General features: G+C 69.7%; 13 protein-coding genes. 8 read left to right on the top strand and 5 right to left on the bottom strand.

Translation table 11 applies throughout. From position 1 onward, the window contains the following. Positions 1 to 25: 25 nt before the first annotated feature. Positions 26 to 1,039 carry a LacI family DNA-binding transcriptional regulator gene (locus JNUCC0626_RS05575; protein ID WP_394618569.1) on the bottom strand — a complete coding sequence of 338 codons (1,014 nt, stop codon included), beginning with the start codon at positions 1,037 to 1,039 and terminating at the stop codon, positions 26 to 28. A gap of 38 nt (positions 1,040 to 1,077) precedes the next feature. Next, on the bottom strand, positions 1,078 to 4,170 hold the full coding sequence (locus JNUCC0626_RS05570) for a PA14 domain-containing protein (RefSeq protein WP_394618568.1): 3,093 nt from the start codon (positions 4,168 to 4,170) through the stop codon (positions 1,078 to 1,080). A 385-nt stretch (positions 4,171 to 4,555) separates the two neighbouring features. On the opposite strand from JNUCC0626_RS05570, the gene JNUCC0626_RS05565 reads away from it, so the two are divergent. Beyond that, entirely contained in the window at positions 4,556 to 5,335 is a 780-nt protein-coding gene (locus tag JNUCC0626_RS05565; RefSeq protein ID WP_394618567.1) for an ANTAR domain-containing protein, read from the top strand. Here the strand turns inward: JNUCC0626_RS05565 and JNUCC0626_RS05560 are convergent. Next, the gene (locus JNUCC0626_RS05560; protein WP_394618566.1) at positions 5,330 to 6,316 is read right to left on the bottom strand and encodes a hypothetical protein; all 987 of its coding nucleotides are present in this window, start codon (positions 6,314 to 6,316) and stop codon (positions 5,330 to 5,332) included. The genes JNUCC0626_RS05565 and JNUCC0626_RS05560 overlap by 6 nt on opposite strands. A gap of 64 nt (positions 6,317 to 6,380) precedes the next feature. On the opposite strand from JNUCC0626_RS05560, the gene JNUCC0626_RS05555 reads away from it, so the two are divergent. The 3 genes from JNUCC0626_RS05555 to JNUCC0626_RS05545 are packed head-to-tail and all read left to right on the top strand — an operon-like array spanning position 6,381 to position 9,372. After that, a complete protein-coding gene (locus JNUCC0626_RS05555) occupies positions 6,381 to 6,851 on the top strand; it encodes a (2Fe-2S)-binding protein (RefSeq protein ID WP_285634528.1) in 471 nt (156 codons plus the stop codon). Continuing rightward, positions 6,848 to 8,875, top strand: a complete 2,028-nt coding sequence (locus JNUCC0626_RS05550; protein ID WP_394618565.1) for a xanthine dehydrogenase family protein molybdopterin-binding subunit — start codon at positions 6,848 to 6,850, stop codon at positions 8,873 to 8,875. Before JNUCC0626_RS05555 ends, JNUCC0626_RS05550 begins: the two co-directional genes overlap by 4 nt. Before the next feature lie 26 nt (positions 8,876 to 8,901). Continuing rightward, positions 8,902 to 9,372, top strand: a complete 471-nt coding sequence (locus tag JNUCC0626_RS05545; protein ID WP_394618564.1) for a MarR family winged helix-turn-helix transcriptional regulator — start codon at positions 8,902 to 8,904, stop codon at positions 9,370 to 9,372. Here JNUCC0626_RS05545 and JNUCC0626_RS05540 read toward each other — a convergent pair. Next, complete coding sequence (locus tag JNUCC0626_RS05540) at positions 9,369 to 10,412, bottom strand: LacI family DNA-binding transcriptional regulator (RefSeq protein ID WP_394618563.1); 1,044 nt, start codon at positions 10,410 to 10,412, stop codon at positions 9,369 to 9,371. The genes JNUCC0626_RS05545 and JNUCC0626_RS05540 overlap by 4 nt on opposite strands. A gap of 205 nt (positions 10,413 to 10,617) precedes the next feature. On the opposite strand from JNUCC0626_RS05540, the gene JNUCC0626_RS05535 reads away from it, so the two are divergent. The 4 genes from JNUCC0626_RS05535 (at position 10,618) to JNUCC0626_RS05520 (ending at position 15,061) form a co-directional block, all read left to right on the top strand. Then, a complete protein-coding gene (locus tag JNUCC0626_RS05535; protein WP_394618562.1) occupies positions 10,618 to 11,874 on the top strand; it encodes an extracellular solute-binding protein in 1,257 nt (418 codons plus the stop codon). Between the two features lie 9 nt (positions 11,875 to 11,883). Continuing rightward, entirely contained in the window at positions 11,884 to 12,804 is a 921-nt protein-coding gene (locus JNUCC0626_RS05530; RefSeq protein WP_394618561.1) for a carbohydrate ABC transporter permease, read from the top strand. Positions 12,805 to 13,108: 304 nt separating this feature from the next. Beyond that, positions 13,109 to 13,696 carry a carbohydrate ABC transporter permease gene (locus tag JNUCC0626_RS05525; RefSeq protein ID WP_394621975.1) on the top strand — a complete coding sequence of 196 codons (588 nt, stop codon included), beginning with the start codon at positions 13,109 to 13,111 and terminating at the stop codon, positions 13,694 to 13,696. Between the two features lie 18 nt (positions 13,697 to 13,714). Next, positions 13,715 to 15,061 (top strand): GH1 family beta-glucosidase, encoded by a 1,347-nt coding sequence (locus JNUCC0626_RS05520; protein WP_394618560.1) that lies wholly within the window; start codon positions 13,715 to 13,717, stop codon positions 15,059 to 15,061. On the opposite strand, the gene JNUCC0626_RS05515 is transcribed toward JNUCC0626_RS05520, so the two are convergent. Continuing rightward, the gene (locus JNUCC0626_RS05515; RefSeq protein ID WP_394618559.1) at positions 15,039 to 16,412 is read right to left on the bottom strand and encodes an alpha/beta hydrolase; all 1,374 of its coding nucleotides are present in this window, start codon (positions 16,410 to 16,412) and stop codon (positions 15,039 to 15,041) included. The two genes, JNUCC0626_RS05520 and JNUCC0626_RS05515, sit on opposite strands and share 23 nt — an antisense overlap. Between the last annotated feature and the right edge of the window lie 17 nt (positions 16,413 to 16,429).

Raw genomic sequence — 16,429 nt, 5'->3', positions numbered from 1 at the left:
TAACGCCGGGTGTCGGGCAGGTCAATCAGGCAGAGGCCCTCACGACGAGTTCCGGTTCGAAGATGACGGATTTCGGCCGTTGTCCCGGTTTTTCCAGATCTCCCAGGAGAAGTTCGGCCATCTGCGCCGCCATCCGCTCGACCGGTTGCCGGATCGTCGTCAGCTGCGGCCGGCAGTTCAGCGCGGGCGCGCTGTCGTCGAACCCGACCACCGCCACGTCCTCGGGCACCCTCAGCCCGTGTTCCAGCAACACGTCCACGGCGGCCTGCGCCATCAGGTCGTTCGCGGCGAACACCGCGTCGAGGTCCGGACTCTCCTTGAGCAGCTGGTGCATCGCCGCCGCCCCGCTCTCGGCGGTGAACCCGCCCTCGACCGTCGGGACGAACGGGAAACCGTGCCGTGCCATGGCGTCGCGGAACCCGGCGTGCCGGTCCTGGCTCGCGAGCACGTCCATCGGGCCGGAGATGGTGGCGATGTTGTACCGCCCGGACGTCACCAGGTGGTCGGCGGCGAGCCTGCCGCCCGCGCGGTGGTCCATGTCGACGTAGCTGATCGGCATCGGGCTGCCGGGCCGCGCGTAGAGCACCGCGGGCACCCCGGCCGCGACCAACCGGCCGGGCAACGGCTCGGCGGCGTGCGTCGTGACGAGCAACGCCCCGTCGGCGCTGCCCTGCCGGAGGAACTCCACGACCTCGGTGCGCGCCTTGTCGGTGTCCGCGAGCATCAGCACCGGGTGCACGCTGTGGCCGCGCAGGTAGTCGACGACCCCGGCCGTGACGCGGCCGAAGAACGGGTCGGTGAACACGTCGGATCCCCCGCCGGCGCCGGAGATCACCAGCGCGACGGTGCCGGTGCGCCGGGTGACGAGAGACCGGGCCACGCGGTTCGGCGTGTACCCGGTCTGCTCGATCGCGTTGCGCACCGTCTCCTGGATGTCGGGATCGACGTTCCGCGTGCCGTTCACGACACGCGAGACCGTCGCGCGCGACACTCCCGCGACGCGCGCGACGTCCTCCAGCGTGGGCGCAACCTTGCTCATGCCACGGTTGTACCACGCCGGAGAGCGTTCTCCCGAGATCAGGAGGTGACGCGCACGTCCTTGATCGCTCCCCTCCAGAAGTCGACGTTCTGGCCGTTGTACTTGGCGCGACCGACCGTGAACGCTCCGGTGCTCACGAGCGCCGGACCGGCCGGTGCCGTGGCCACCAGCGCGCCGTCGACGTAGAGGTTGATCTCGTTGCCCTTGCGCTCACCCTTGAGCTCGTACCAGCGCCCGAGCTCCGGCACGATCTCGTACCGGGCGCGGTTGCCGCCGGGCGTGCTGAACGCGAACGCGCCCTGGCCGTACTGGAGGTAGAACGGGTTCTCCGCCTGACGGCCGTCCTGGCTCACCGCGCTCGCGTAGTTGCCGGGCAGTTCGTCGAGCCGGACCTTCGCCGACACCGAGTAGTCCTTGGTCGTGTCGACGACCGGGCCGTAGGTGTCCGCCGAACCGTTGCGCAGCTCCAGCGCGCCGTCCTTCCAGGTGGCGCCGGTCGGGGTGAGAGTCAGCGGGTTCTTGCCGGACGAGTCCTTGGCCGTGGTGCCCTTGGTCTCGTTCAGCTTCCACTCGCCGCTACCCGCGTACGGGTACGGCTTGCCCGCGTTCGCCCCGGCCTCGATGACGCGCCGGTTGATCTCGCGGACCGGCCCCGGATCGACCTTGATGCGCTTGCGGTCGTAGGTCCACAGGCCGTTGAGCTCGCCTTCCAGGTCGGTGACCTGGGTGTAGACCGACGCCGACATCTCCTGGTGGGCCTGGCCGAGGTAGTACGTGCGGGTGTTGTCGACGTACTTCGCGGTCAGCGCCGCCTTGTCCGCCACACCGCTGTAGATCGCGATCGGCGGGACCGGCCACTGGTAGCCCGGCGTGCGCAGCGTGAACCCGCCGTGCTCGCCGTCCATCACGACGCGCTTGCCGTCCGGCTTGGCCGGGTCGGTGTTGTTGTAGTCGTGGTGGTCGATCACGTCACCCTTGCCGCTGTCGCCCTTGGACGCGCAGCAGTTCACGCCGCTGTGCGCGCTGACGATCCGGCTCGGGTCGAGCGCCTTGACCTCGTCGGTGATCTGCCCGGTGACGGTGCGGTCCCACTCGCCCCAGCCCTCGTTGAACACGATCCAGGCGTAGATCGACGGGTAGTTCTGGAGCTGGTGCATCAGCTCCTTGCCCTCCTTGACGAACCGCTCCTGGGCCAGCGGGTCGTTGCCGTCCTCGAGGGCGACGAAGTCCTGCCACACCAGCAGTCCGAGCCGGTCCGCGTGGTAGTACCAGCGGGCGGGTTCGGCCTTGATGTGCTTGCGGACGGAGTTGAAGCCCAGGTCCTTCTGGGCCTGCAGGTCGAAGATCAACGCCGCGTCGCTCGGCGCGGTGTTCAGGCCGTCCGGGTAGAAGCCCTGGTCGAGCTGCATCAGGTTGAAGATCGGCTGGCCGTTGAGCGTGAGCTTGGGCGTGCCGCCGACGTTCGCGATGCCGGTGGAGCGCATGCCGAAGTAGCTCTTGACCTTGTCCTTGCCGAGCGTGATGTCGAGCTTGTAGAGGTACGGGTCGTCCGGCGTCCACAGGTGCGCGTTCGGCACCGGCAGCTTCAACGCGGAGTTCGCCGGGCCGGTGACCGTGCCGACCTGCTTGCCCTTGGCGTCGCGGGCGACGGCCGTGACGGTGCCGGTGCCCGCGGACTTCACGTTGACCGCGAGCGTGCTCGTGGCGAGGTCCGGGGTCGTCTTGATCTCGTCGATGCCCTTGTCCGCCACGGGCTCCATCCACACCGTCTGCCAGATGCCCGACGACGGGGTGTAGAAGATGCCGCTGGGGTTGACCGACTGCTTGCCCTTGGGCTGGTGCGGGCCGGTCGTGTCGGTGACGCCGACGACGATCTCCTGCTCACCGCGCTTGAGGACGTCCGTGATGTCCGCGCTGAACGCCGTGTAACCACCGGTGTGCTCGGCGACCAGCTTGCCGTTCACCCAGACCTTGGCCTCGTAGTCGACGGCGCCGAAGTTGAGCTTCAGCCGCTGCCCGCTGCCGATCTTCCAGTCGTGCGGGACGGTCACCGTGCGGCGGTAGAACATGTGGTCCTCGTGCCGTTCGAGCCCGGAGAGCTGCGACTCGATCGGGTACGGGACGACGACCTTCTCGCGCAGCTTCTTGCCGAACTGCGGCAGCTCGCCGGCCTTCGCCGCGGCGAACTCCCACGGCCCGTTGAGGTTCTGCCACTTGTCGCGTTCGAGCTGCGGCCTCGGGTACTCCGGCAACGGGTTGCGCGGGTCGACCTTCTCGCCCCACGGCGTCTTCATCCGCTCGGTGGACACGTTGCCGGTCGTGCGGGCGGTCTTCTCGACCTTCTGCCCGTCGACCGCGAGCGCGCCCGCGCCGTCGTAGTACAGCCGGACCCGCTGGCCCTTCAGCACCCGCTCGGACAGCCGGATCGTCGCCTTGGTGCGGCTCGCCGTGATGACCTGGATCGGGAACGGGGTGGCGTCGACCTCGACGCGCAGGTGGTCCTTGAGGTCGTTCACGCCGGTGACCCGGCCGCCGAAGTCGGCGGTGAGGGTGCGGCCGTCCTTGGAGACCTCCGCCGTGCGCGGCAGGACCTTGAAGTCCGACGGCGGCGTGAACGCGGACGACGGCACGAGCTGCTTCGGCGTGCCGGCGCCCGACCAGCGCAGGAACATGTTGGCGCCACCGACGTCCTGGAACATCTCCAGCTTGAAGTCGTACTGGCGCCCGGCGGTGAGCGTGACCGGCGCGCTGGTCTGCTCGCGGTCCCAGTCACCGACCCAGTGGTCGATCACCGGCTGGCCGTCGACCAGCAACCGGAACCCGTTGTCACCGGTGGCGTAGAAGGTGTAGTCGCCGGTCTGCGGCACGGCGATCTGGCCGGTCCAGCGGGCGGTGGTGTGCTCGGTTCTGCCGTTGAGGAACCCGAACACGCCGGTCAGGTCACCGTGGTTGACGTCGGAGTCGAGGACGGTGCCACCGAGCGTCGCGAAGTCCCGCGCTCCCGGTGCCGACATGCTGAAGTACTCGCCCTTCAGGCCGTGCACGGGCTCGGCAGCACCCGCGGACGGCACTCCGGGCGCTATGCCCAGCGCCAGCAACAGCGCGACGAGGACGGGGCCGGCTTTCTTCATCAGTGAAGATCCCCTTCGTTTTACAACGTTGTAAGAGCGCTCCCCTACATCCACGCACAGGCCCTGGACGACGGTCTACGGCCGAACGGAGGTATCGGCCATGTCAAACCGGACAAGTTTCCGGGACGACCGGGACGGCGACCGTCGTCCGGACGGCGGTGTGAGCGGCACCTCGCCGGGGTACTGACAGATCGCCGAACACGCGCGTGTTCGCAACGGAGGACCCGCTTTCGGGCAGGTTCGGCCGCGCCGGCGACGGGACGTTGAGACATCGCAGCAACCCGCCGCCGGCGCGGTTCTTCGGCATGTCCCCGTACGATGCGCTGGACGAGCGTCAAGCAGCCGGCGCCGTGGACTCCAGCGCGAGGGATAGGGGCGCCGCGGCATGGCCGACTACGTGCAGACTGGTTCGGCGAGACAAGAGGGCGACGAGCGCCCGGACCTGTTGGACCGCCTGGACGAGACCACCGAGGCGCTGGCGGAACTCCACGACGCCTTCACCGGCGAGGAGTCCCTGGACGACTCGCTCCAGCGGGTGGCGGAGACCGCGGCGCGGGCCCTGCCGGACGCCGACGCCGTGACCGTCTCCGTCGTCACCGACACCCAGCCGCACACCGCGGCGGCCACCGACCGGGACCTCGTCGAGGTGGACCAGCAGCAGTACGAGTCGGGGCGCGGGCCGTGCCTCGAGTCGGCGACCAAGCTCGTCCCGATCAGGGCCGTCATCGGTGAGCACCAGGAGGCGTGGCCGGAGTTCGAGGCCGCCGCCGCGAAGGCCGGTGTCCGCGCGTACCTGTCGGTGCCCGTCATCCTCCCGGCCTCGGACAACGCCGAGGAACGCCACATCGGCACGCTGAACGTCTACAGCTACACCGCGACGGCGTTCGACCCGTTCGACGAGGGCCTGATGCGCCTGTTCACCACGGCCGCGTCCGCCACGATCATGAACGCCCAGCGCTGGCGCCACTCCCAGGACCAGGTGGGCCAGCTCGAACGCGCGCTGACGTCCCGCGCCGTGATCGAACAGGCGAAGGGCGTGCTGATGGCCGTCCACAGCTGCACCGCCGACCAGGCGTTCTCGATGCTCGTGGAGCAGTCCCAGCGGGCGAACATCAAGCTCCGCGACGTCGCCGCGAAGCTGCTGGAGTCGGCCACGACGTCATGACCGCACGAGCGCGGCCAGCCTGACCCCCGCCCAGATCAGCACGGCGAGCACGCCCACCAGCAGGTACTCGATCGCCGGGATGCGCACGACCTCGTCCAGCCGGTCGAGTCCGCGCCACGAGTACACGGCGAGCGCGGCGACGACGAACGTCCCGCCGATCCACCACCGGGTCGTCGCGCTCAGCCCGACGCCGTGCATCTGGGTGAGCACGAAGATCGCCACGAACCCGAAGAAGAACATCGGCCAGATGCCGTTCGGCCCGGAGTTCATCACCGCGACCAGCGTGCCGTGGACGGCGACGAGCAGTTCGAGGGTCATCGTCCACCAGCGGTTGGTGTGGGACGTGGTGAACATCAGGCTGCTCTGCGCCAGCAGCAGGAACATGTAGAAGAACCCGATGAGGTGCCCGCTCGACGACTCCATCGGGTGGTACCAGAACGTGTAGATCGCGGCCCAGCTGAACAGGTAGCCGTGGTAGCGCCGGGCGAACGAGACGACCTGCGCGGAGATCGGCGCCGACCAGGTCAGCACCAGGCCGCGGCGCTTGTTCTCCATCAGCAGCACGACCACGAGCAGCAGCACCACGGAGCCCTGCGAGCTGAAGATCGAGACGTCCTGCGCGAGGCCGTCGTAGAAGAACTGGGTCTGCAGGGCGTGCAACCCGATGAACGCGCCGTTGGCCAGCAGGGCGACGACGTTCATCCGGTGCAGCCCGGTCGTGTACCGCCGGATCCTCGTCTGGGCGTAGTAGATCAGGCCCCACGACACGAGTTGGTGGGCCGCGTAGCCCACCCAGGCGGACGCCCTGGTCCAGAAGGTCGGATCGGGCAGCTTCCAGTAGTACCAGGAGGCTCCCTGGTCGGGCAGGAGCGCGACGCCGTGCAGCCGTTGCCCCAGCAACCACACCAATCCGGTGAGCACCGCGCTCCCCACCACCGCCCACACCAGGAGCCCTCGGCCGCGCCGCACATCGTTCAGCATGCTGAGCATTATGCACACCGCGCGTGCTACGTTCAGCACCCTGAGCAAATCTGGAGGCAGTGCGGTGGCCCGATATCTGTTGCGCGTCAACGGTGAACGGCACGAGGTCGACGTCGAGGCGGACACTCCCCTGCTCTGGGTGCTGCGCGACGAGCTGGGGCTCACGGGGGTCAAGTACGGCTGCGGGGTCGGCCTGTGCGGCGCCTGCACGTCCCATGTGGACGGTCAGGCGGCCCGGCCGTGCGTGCGGACGGCGGCGGACAGCGCGCGGGCGCGGATCACCACCATCGAGGGGCTCTCCCGCGACGGCGACCATCCGGTGCAACGGGCGTGGCGCGAGCTGGACGTGGCCCAGTGCGGGTACTGCCAGCCGGGTCAGATGATGGCCGCGGCGGCGCTGCTGGCCCGTGATCCCGACCCCGATGACGAGGCGATCTCGGAAGCGTTGCGCGACAACGTGTGCCGGTGCGGCACCTATCCCCGCATCCGCGCCGCTGTGCGCCGGGCCGCCCGGATCATGCGGGAGGAACGATGATCAGCAGGCGGACCTTGTTGCGCGGGGCCGGTGCCGGCGCTCTGATGGTGGCCGTGCCGGTACCCGTACTCGCTGCCGAAGGCCTCGTCCCGAACGTCTTCGTGCGGCTCGACGACGCGGGCAGGATCACCGCGACCGTACCCAGGCCGGACAGCGGACAGGGCGTGCGGACGGTCGTCGCGTTGCTGGTCGCCGAGGAACTCGCGGTCGAGGTCGGCGACGTCACCCTGGAACAGGCGCCCGGCGACCCGGCGAGGTTCGGCGCGCAGGGAGTGTCCAACTCGACGTCGGTGCGGCAGCTCAGCACCCCGATCCGCACGGCCGCCGCGACCGCCCGCTGCCTGCTCGTCACCGCCGCCGCGCAACGCTGGCGGGTGCCGGTGAGCGAGTGCACCGCTCGCGGCGGGGCCGTCTGCCATCCCCGCCGAGGCCGGCTGCCGTACCGCGCGCTCGTCCGCGCGGCGGCCGCGCTGGACCCGGCCACCGTGCCCGTGACGCTCATCCCCCAGGACCAGTGGCGGCTGCTCGGCAAGTCCCGCGCCGGACGGGTGGACGCCCGCACCATCTCGACGGGCCGGGTGAAGTACGGCATCGACTCCCGCCCACCCGGCGGTCTGGTGGCCGTGGTGGCGCGCCCGCCGTGGATCGGCGCCGTCCCGGACACGATCGACGACACCGCGACCCGCGCCCTCCCCGGCGTGGTCGACGTGATCACGCTCGCCGCTCCGGCCGACGGGCAGGGCGGCGTCGCCGTCCTCGCCCGGTCGACCTGGCAGGCGTTGCAGGCCCGGGACACGCTCAAGATCACCTGGCGTGGCGGCACCCCCGCGGCCGACAGCCGGGCGTGGCTCGCCGACCTGCACGCCGCGCTGCCCGCGCAGAGTCCGATCACCGGCCTGCAGCGGACGTTCGAGATGCCGTTGCTCGCGCACGCGCCGATGGAACCGATGAACGCGACCGCGCACGTCCGTCCGGACGGCGCGACGATCTGGGTGCCGACCCAGGACCCCGGGCGGATCCAGACCCTGGTGGCCCAGCAGCTCGGGTTGCCCGCGACGGCCGTGCGGGTCGAGGCGGCGGCGTCCGGCGGTGCGTTCGGGCGGCGCATCGAGACCGACCAGGTGCAGGAGGCGGTGGCCTGCTCACGCCGCGCCGGCGTGCCCGTCCAGGTGCTCTGGACGCGGGCCGACGACATGCGGCACGACTCGTACCGGCCGATGTCCGTGCACCGGCTGACGGCCGAGATCGGCGCGGACGGCATGCCCGTCCGGCGTGCGCACGAGGTCGTGACCTGGCCATTGACCGTGCTGCCGATCTTCAACAACCCCGCGTTGATCAAGGCGAGCGGCGACCACTTCCCCTACGCCGTCCCCGGCGAGGTCACGGTCGCGGTGCGCCCGGCCCCGCTGCGCACCGGCTTCTGGCGTTCGGTCTACTCCGGACAATTCGCCTACGCCGAGGAGAACTTCCTCAGCGAGATCGGCCGGCGCGGCGGTTTCGACCAGGTCGCACTCCGCCGCACCCTGCTGCCCGCGACCTCACGGCTGCACCAGGTGCTCAACACCGCCGCCGACCGCGCCCGCTGGACCAGGCCACCGGCGCCAGGCACGTTTCGGGGCGTCGCGTGCCTGGAGGAGTACGGGTCGGCGATCGCGGTGATCGCCGTCGCCGACCCCGCCGCGCGCAAGGTTCTGCGGGTGCACGCGGCCGTCGACGTGGGCGTGGCGCTGCACCCGTCCGGCGTCCGGGCCCAGGTCGAGGGCTGCGTGTCCGACGCACTGTCCACAGTGCTCGGTGCGCAGATCACGGTCCGCGACGGCCACGTCGCGGAGTCCTCGTTCGGTGACTTCACGTGGGCGCGGATCGATCAGTCGCCGGACATCGACGTCGTGATCGTGTCGTCGGACGCCCCGCTCGGCGGCCTCGGTGAGCTCGCCTATCCCCCTGCGGCCTCGGCGATCGCGGCCGCACTGGCCGGCGACACGCCCGTCACCGGCATGCCGATCGGGACCGACGTGGGGTGATCGGGCCGCTCTGCGATGATGGAGCCGTGGCCGAGGGAGACGAACTGGCGGTGCAGGACCGCCCTGACCAGGTGGGCGCGGACGTCGCCTCCTGGCCGACGGGCAGGCTCCTGTCCGTCGCGGCGCGCGTCGTGGAGAAGCGGTTCGAGGACTTCCTGGCGAGCCGCGGCCTCACCCACGCCGGGATGATCACCCTGCACCACCTCGCCGACGGGCCGCGCTCACAACGTGAACTCGCCGTGCTGTGCCGGGTGACCGACCAGACCATGAGCCGCACGATCGAGCACCTCGACCGCGGCGGCCACGTCGTGCGCAGCCAGGACACGAAGGACCGCAGGCGGACGTCGGTGAAGATCACGCCCGCCGGGCGCAAGGCTCTGGCCGCCGCCCGCCGGGAGGAACGCGAGTCCGACACGCTGCTCGGGGCCGTCGACGACTACGAGCACTTCCGGCGGCAACTGATCGCGCTCATCGCGGCGGCGTCCACAGAGGACTAGTTGGCTTTCGGGCTACCGCACGAGTCCCGCACGACCAGTCTCGTGGGCAGCACGATCGGCTCGGCGCGGTCGCCCTCGGTGATCATCGCCATGATCGCCTTCGCGGCCGCCGAACCGAACCCCGGCTTGTCCTGCGCCACCGTCGTCAGCGCGGGATCCACCACGGCGGCGATCTCGATGTCGTCGAACCCGACCAGCGCCAGGTCCTCCGGCACGCGCAGCCCGGCGGCACGGGCGGCGAGCACCGCGCCGACCGCCATCTCGTCACTGGCCGCGAACACCGCCGTCGGCGGCTCGTCCAACGCCAGCAGCCGGTGCATGGCGGCGGTTCCGCTCGCCCGGTAGAAGTCCCCGGCCACCACGTAGTCCTCGCGCGACGGGATGCCCGCGTCGAGCAACGCCGTGCGGTAGCCCGACACGCGGGCGTCCGACGGCTGGTTGCCGCGCGGCCCGGTGATCGTCGCGATCCGGGTGTGTCCGAGCCCGACGAGGTGCCGGACGGCCTCCTGTGCACCGCCGACGTTGTCCGACGTGACGTAGGTGGCGCGCGGTCCGTCCACGGCGACGTCCAGTGCCACGCACGGAACTCCGGACTGCGCGAACGCCTCGAACGCGTCGGCGTCCGACCCGCTGTCGATCAGCACCAGCCCGCCGAGGTGGTGGCGGCGGGTCATGTTCACGTACCCGACCGGGTCCGCGAGCGACGCGCCCACCTCACGGGCGTCGCCGCTCGTGGCGAGCATCAGCAGGTGGTAGCCGTGCGCGGACAGCGCGGATTTGAGGCCTATCAACAGGTCCTGGAGGTACGGGTGCCGCCAGTCCGGCCTGCGGTGGTCGGTGTCCCACACCAGGCCGATCATCGTCGACTGCCTCGTCGACAAGGCCCGCGCCGACTCGTTGGGCCGGTAGTCCAGCTCGTCCGCGACCCGCAGCACCCGAGCACGCGTCTCCTCGTTCACCGTTTCCGGCTGGTTGAAGACGCGCGACACCGTCGCCACGGACACGCCGCAGAGCTGGGCGATCTCTCGCCCGGTCGCCATCGGACCTCCCACTGAAATCGTAAGCGGTTACATAGACCGTACGAGCAGCAGTTCTCCTAGTCAAACGCCTGCCGAAGTTGATCTGTTTATCAGTTCGTTACTTGACGGGCGCCGCGCAACACCGCTGTCATAGGCGCCACACACCTTCCCGCACCACCACTTCACCTTTCTTCAGCGCGCCCAGAAACCAACGGAGGCCTGGAAAATGCGCCCCAAAGCACTCGCACTCGGCTGTGTCGCGCTGGCGACCGCCGTGGTGCTCGCCGGTTGCGGCAGCGACACCGCGTCCGGCGGCAAGACCAAGCTGACCATCGGGTTGTTCGGCAACTTCGGGTACGCCGAGCTGCTCAAGGAGTACGTCGCGGCGCACCCCGACGTCGAGATCAGCGACCGGACGGCCTCCTACTCCGACCACCACAAGAACCTCGCCGCGCACCTCGCCACCAGCAGCGGCGCGGCCGACATCGAGGCCGTGGACACGGGGTACATCAACCAGTTCAAGGCCACGCCCGACAAGTTCGTCGACCTCAACACCAAGGGCGGTGACCAGCTCAAGGACCGCTGGCTGCCGTGGAAGTGGGAGGGCTCGCTCAGCAAGGACGGCAAGCAGATCGGCTACGGCACCGACGTCGGCGGCCTCGCCATCTGCTACCGCCGCGACCTGCTGCAGAACGCCGGGCTGCCCGCCGACCGCGACCAGGTCGCCGCGCTGTGGCCCACCTGGCAGGAGTTCATGAACGCGGGCAAGAAGTTCCAGGAGAAAGCGCCCGAGGGCGTGAAGTGGTTCGACGGCGGCCCGACCGTCCTCAACGCGATCGTCGGCCAGGCGGGCGTCGGCTACTACGACAAGTCCGACAAGATCGTCGTCGGCGACAACAAGGAGATCAAGGCCGGCTGGGACCTCGTGGTCGACGGCGTGAACAGCGGGCTGTCGTCGAAGCTGCTGTACTCCACGCCGGTCTGGAACACCGGGTTCAAGCAGGGCCAGTTCGCGACCGTGACGTGCCCCGCCTGGCAGATGGCCAAGATCAAGGACCAGGCCGGTCCGGAGGCCGCGGGCAAGTGGGACGTCACGTCCGTGCCCGGCGGTGGCGGTAACTGGGGCGGCTCGTACCTCACGGTGCCGAAGTCCGGCAAGAACGTCGACAAGGCCGTGGAGCTGGCGGCGTGGCTGACCGCGCCCGAGCAGCAGGCCAAGGTGTTCAAGAGCGCCGGACTGCTGCCGTCGATCCCGAAGCTCTACGAAGATCCGTCCATCGTGGACTACAAGAACCCGTACTTCAACGACGCCCCGATCGGCAAGCTGTTCACCGACGCGGCCAAGAAGCTGAACCCGCAGTACCAGGGCCCGAAGGCGGGCGACATCCAGACCGCGATCGGCAACGCGATGCAGCGCGTCGAGCAGGGCAAGCAGAACGGCGAGGACTCGTGGCGCCAGTTCGTCGGCGACGTGCAGAAGTGATCCGCTGACATGGCAGTGATCGACAAGACGACCCGAAGGCACCGCTGGGACACGAAGTTCGCGCCCTACGGTTACGTGGCACCGTACTTCCTGATCTTCGGTGTCTTCGGGCTGTTCCCCCTGCTCTACACGATCTGGGTCTCGTTGCAGGAGCGCAACCTGCTCGACGAGGCCGCCGCGAAGCTGGTCTGGTTCGACAACTACGCGAAGCTGATGGCGGACCCGTACTTCTGGAACGCCATGGGCAACACGCTCAGCCTGTGGCTGCTCACCACGGTCCCGCAGATCCTGTTCGCGTTGTTCATCGCGCAACTGCTCAACCGCAAGGTCCGCACCCGCACGCTGTTCCGGATGGGCGTGATCCTGCCGAACATCACCTCGGTGGCGGCGGTGACGATCATCTTCGCGCAGCTGTTCGGCCGCGACTTCGGCCTGGTCAACTGGGTGCTGGGCGTGTTCGGTGCCGGGCAGATCGACTGGCAGGCCGGTACGGCGTCGTCGCACATCGCGATCGCCGTGATGGTGGTGTGGCGGTGGACCGGCTACCACGCGCTGATCTTCCTGGCGTCGATGCAGGCGATCTCGCCGTCGCTGTACGAGGCGGCCACCTTGGACGGTGCGAGCGGCCGGCAGCAGTTCTGGCGCATCACGGTTCCGCTGCTGCGGCCGCAGATCATCTTCACCACGATCATCGCGACCACCGGCAACATGCGCCTGCTCGCCGAGCCACTGCTGTTCAACCCCGGTGCCGCGGCCGCGACGGGCGGTTCCGACCGGCAGTTCCAGACCGCCGCGCTGTACCTCTACGAGCAGGGCTTCACGAAGTACGACTTCGGCTACAGCTCGTCCATCGCGGTCGTGCTGGCCATCGCCACGGTCGTCGTCGCCGGGGTCGGTTACCTGGTGACCAAACGGATCCGGACGGAGTGACCCCATGACCGCTGTGCTGGAACGTCCCGCGCCGGCGCGGCCCACCGGCCCCGCCACCAAAGCGCGCAGACTGGCTCGGCGCGTGGCAGGGCCGTGGACGTACGCCGCCCTGATCGCCGTGCTCGCCGGGTCGGCTTTCCCCGTGTACTGGTCGTTCGTGGTGTCCTCGCAGACACCGGACGCGATCGACAGCGTGCCGCCCGTGCTGGTGCCCGGCGGGCACCTCTTCGCCAACATCGCCCGCGTCTTCGACACCACCGACTTCGGGCTGGCGTTGCTGAACTCGATCGTCGTCGCGGGCACGGTGACGGTCTCGGTCGTGCTGTTCTCGACGCTGGCGGGGTTCGCGTTCGCCAAGCTGAAGTTCCGCGGCCGCAACGTGTTGCTGCTGCTGATCATCGGCACGCAGGCGATCCCGACCGAGCTCGGCATCATCCCGCTCTACATGATGATGGCCGAGTTCGGCTGGGCCGGGGAGATCCACGCGGTGATCGTGCCGGGGCTCGTGACCGCGTTCGGCGTGTTCTTCATGCGCCAGTACTTCGAGCGGGCCATCCCGGACGAACTGCTGGAGGCGGGCCGGATGGACGGCTGCCACTCGTTGCGGCTGTTCTGGCACGTGGCACTGCCCGCGGCGCGTCCGGCGGCGGCCGTGCTGGGGCTGTTCACGTTCATGCAGGCGTGGAACGACTTCTTCTGGCCGCTGGTCGTGCTCACGCCGGAGAACCCGACCGTGCAGACCGCGCTGTCCACGTTGGCCAGCGGCTACACCACCGACTACACGCTGGTGCTGACCGCCGCGACGATCGGCACGGTGCCCGTGCTGGCCGTGTTCCTGTTGTTCGGCCGCCAGATCGTCGGCGGCATCATGTCCGGCGCCGTCAAGGGCTGACCTCTTTTGGAGACTGTTGTGAGCGATCCGGCTTTCCGCTGGGGTGTGGCCACCTCCGCCTTCCAGATCGAAGGGGCGGCCAGGGACGACGGCCGCGGACCGTCCATCTGGGACACCTTCGCGCAGGTGCCGGGGGCCGTGGCGAACGGCGACACCGGCGACGTGGCGGCGGACCACTACCACCGCTGGGCCGAGGACGTCCGGCTGCTCGTCGACCTGGGCGTGGACGCCTACCGGTTCTCCGTGTCGTGGTCGCGGATCCAGCCGGAGGGCCGGGGCCGGATCGAGCAGCGCGGCCTCGACTTCTACCGGCGGCTCGCGGAGACGTTGCTGGACAACGGGATCGAGCCGTTCCTCACGCTGTACCACTGGGACCTGCCGCAGGCGCTGGAGGACGAGGGCGGCTGGCGCAACCGGGACACGGCGGGCTGGTTCGCCGACTACGCCGCCGTCGTGCACGACGAACTCGGGGACGTCGTCCGCAAGTGGACGACGTTGAACGAGCCGTACTGCTCGGCGGTCGTCGGCTACGGCGAGGGCCGGCACGCCCCCGGTGCGCGGGAAGGCCACGGTTCGCTGGCCGCCGCGCACCACCTGCTGCTCGGTCACGGCCTGGCGGTGCAGGCGATGCGCGCGAACGGCGAGCCCGGTGAGTTCGGCATCGTGCTGAACCAGTCCCCCACCGTGCCCGTCACGGACTCCCCCGCCGACGTGGCCGCCGCGACCCGGCAGGACGTCCTGCTGCGCCGGCAGTTCACCGACCCGTTGTTCGGCGGCGCGTACCCGGACGAGATGACCTCGATGTTCGGCGACATCACGGACTTCTCGTTCCGGCAGGACGGCGACCGGGAGGTGATCGCGCAACCGTTGGACTACGTCGGCCTCAACTACTACTACCGGCTGCACGTCGCCGACGCCCCGCACCGCGAGCCCGACCCGGCCAAGCGCACGGCCCACGACATCGGCGTCGACACGACCCGGCTGCCGGACGTCCCGCGCACCGGCATGGGCTGGCCCGTCGAACCCGAGGGCATGACCTTCGCCCTGGCGGACCTGAAAGCCCGCCATCCCGAACTGCCGCCGGTCTACGTCACCGAGAACGGCTGCGTCTACCCCGACAACGCCGACTTCGAGGACACCGAACGGATCGCGTACCTCGGCGACCACATCGCGGCCGCGCAGGCGGCGGGGGTCGACCTGCGCGGCTACTTCTGCTGGTCACTGCTCGACAACTTCGAGTGGGCGCACGGCTACAAACACCGGTTCGGCCTGGTGCACGTCGACTACGAGACGCTGCAACGGACCCCGCGTGCCAGCTACCACTGGTACCGCGCGCACATCGCTAAGGCACGGCAGGGCAGCTGACGGCGGGAGTCGTCAGGTTCAGCAGGTAGTCGTCGACGTTCGACCTGGTGCAGGCGCTGCGCGGGTAGGCGATGTGGCCCCAGCCCTCGTAGGTGAGCAACGCCGTGTTGCGCGGCGCCTGCTTCTTGATGTTGACCGCCCACGCGTGCGGGGTGGTCGGATCGAACTTCGCGTTGATCACCATGATCTTCGGCGCGTCCGCGATGTCCAGGCGGTGCGGCGGGTTGGCGGGTTTGCCCTCCACCCCGACGCACGCGGTCGCCTCGTCGTGGCCGAGGAAGCTGCCGCGCATGATCGGTGCGCGGCGGAGTTCGTCCTTCCGCATTCGCTCGTAGTCGCGGAAGTACTTCAGGCGCAACGAGAAGTCCTGGCACACGCTGGCCAGCCGGACCGACTCGTAGTTGGGCTCGAAGGCCAGGGTCCGCAACGCCGGTGTACCGGTGATGAGGTCGGCGGCGTAGAACCAGTCCGGGCCGCGCAACGCGAAGTACATGCTGTCCAGCAGGCTCTGCCGGCCGCCCGGTTCGGCGTCGGCGCGGACCAGCGCGGCTTCCCACGCGGCCCGCACGTCCTGACCGTGCACCGAGCACTCGGCGCTGCGTGCGCACCACTTCTCGAACTCGCGGAACGCGTCGTCCGAGGCCGCCGCCCGATCTCCCACGAACCGCAGGAGATCCGCGCTGTGGTCGACCACGCTGTCCAGCACCATCGCCCGCACGGTGCGACCGAAGCGTTCGGCGTACACCTGCCCGAACGTCGTGCCGTACGACAGCCCGAAGTAACTGATCTTCCGCTCACCCAACGCCCTGCGCGCCGCGTCCATGTCCTGGGCGACCGTCGCACCGTCGGCGTGGTCGAACACCGGACCACTGCGTTCGCGGCACTTCTTCAGCACGTCCTTGTTGTGCCGCAGCAACGCGTCGAACCCGGCCTCGTCCTCGGGGTGGATCGACGGCCCGCCGACGACGAGGTCGTTGCAGCGGATCGCCTGGCTGCCGCCCGTGCCGCGCTGGTCGAGGCCGACGATGTCGAAGCGGGCCCGCACCTCCGCGCTGAACAGGCCGGACAACGCGAACTCCGCCGCCGAGCCGCCGGGTCCGCCGGGGTCGACGAGGAGAACGCCGATCCGCCGGGCCGGGTCGGTGGCCTGGTGCCGGGCGATCGCGAGATCGATCTTCGCGCCTCGGGGCTTCGCCCAGTCCAGCGGGACGCTCAGGGTCGCGCACTCACCGTCCGGATTGTCCGGACAGGCCGTCCACGCGATCGAAACCGCTGGTTCGGCGTGTGCCACACCCCCGGAGAACATCAGCACCGCGACGGACAACGCCAGCACTCGCTTCACCGACCGCACGACGCCCACCCTAGTGA

It is taken from the genome of Lentzea sp. JNUCC 0626 (assembly GCF_043632865.1).
Taxonomy (GTDB): domain Bacteria; phylum Actinomycetota; class Actinomycetes; order Mycobacteriales; family Pseudonocardiaceae; genus Lentzea.
Note: the sequence above shows the minus strand (reverse complement) of the source record. Positions and strands in the feature narration are given on the sequence as shown.

Excerpts from the sequence above, each read along its gene's own strand:
- JNUCC0626_RS05575 (WP_394618569.1), bottom strand. The coding sequence starts at position 1,039 with ATGAGCAAGGTTGCGCCCACGCTGGAGGACGTCGCGCGCGTCGCGGGA.
- JNUCC0626_RS05570 (WP_394618568.1), bottom strand. The coding sequence starts at position 4,170 with ATGAAGAAAGCCGGCCCCGTCCTCGTCGCGCTGTTGCTGGCGCTGGGC.
- JNUCC0626_RS05565 (WP_394618567.1), top strand. The coding sequence starts at position 4,556 with ATGGCCGACTACGTGCAGACTGGTTCGGCGAGACAAGAGGGCGACGAG.
- JNUCC0626_RS05560 (WP_394618566.1), bottom strand. The coding sequence starts at position 6,316 with ATGCTGAACGATGTGCGGCGCGGCCGAGGGCTCCTGGTGTGGGCGGTG.
- JNUCC0626_RS05550 (WP_394618565.1), top strand. The coding sequence starts at position 6,848 with ATGATCAGCAGGCGGACCTTGTTGCGCGGGGCCGGTGCCGGCGCTCTG.
- JNUCC0626_RS05540 (WP_394618563.1), bottom strand. The coding sequence starts at position 10,412 with ATGGCGACCGGGCGAGAGATCGCCCAGCTCTGCGGCGTGTCCGTGGCG.
- JNUCC0626_RS05535 (WP_394618562.1), top strand. The coding sequence starts at position 10,618 with ATGCGCCCCAAAGCACTCGCACTCGGCTGTGTCGCGCTGGCGACCGCC.
- JNUCC0626_RS05530 (WP_394618561.1), top strand. The coding sequence starts at position 11,884 with ATGGCAGTGATCGACAAGACGACCCGAAGGCACCGCTGGGACACGAAG.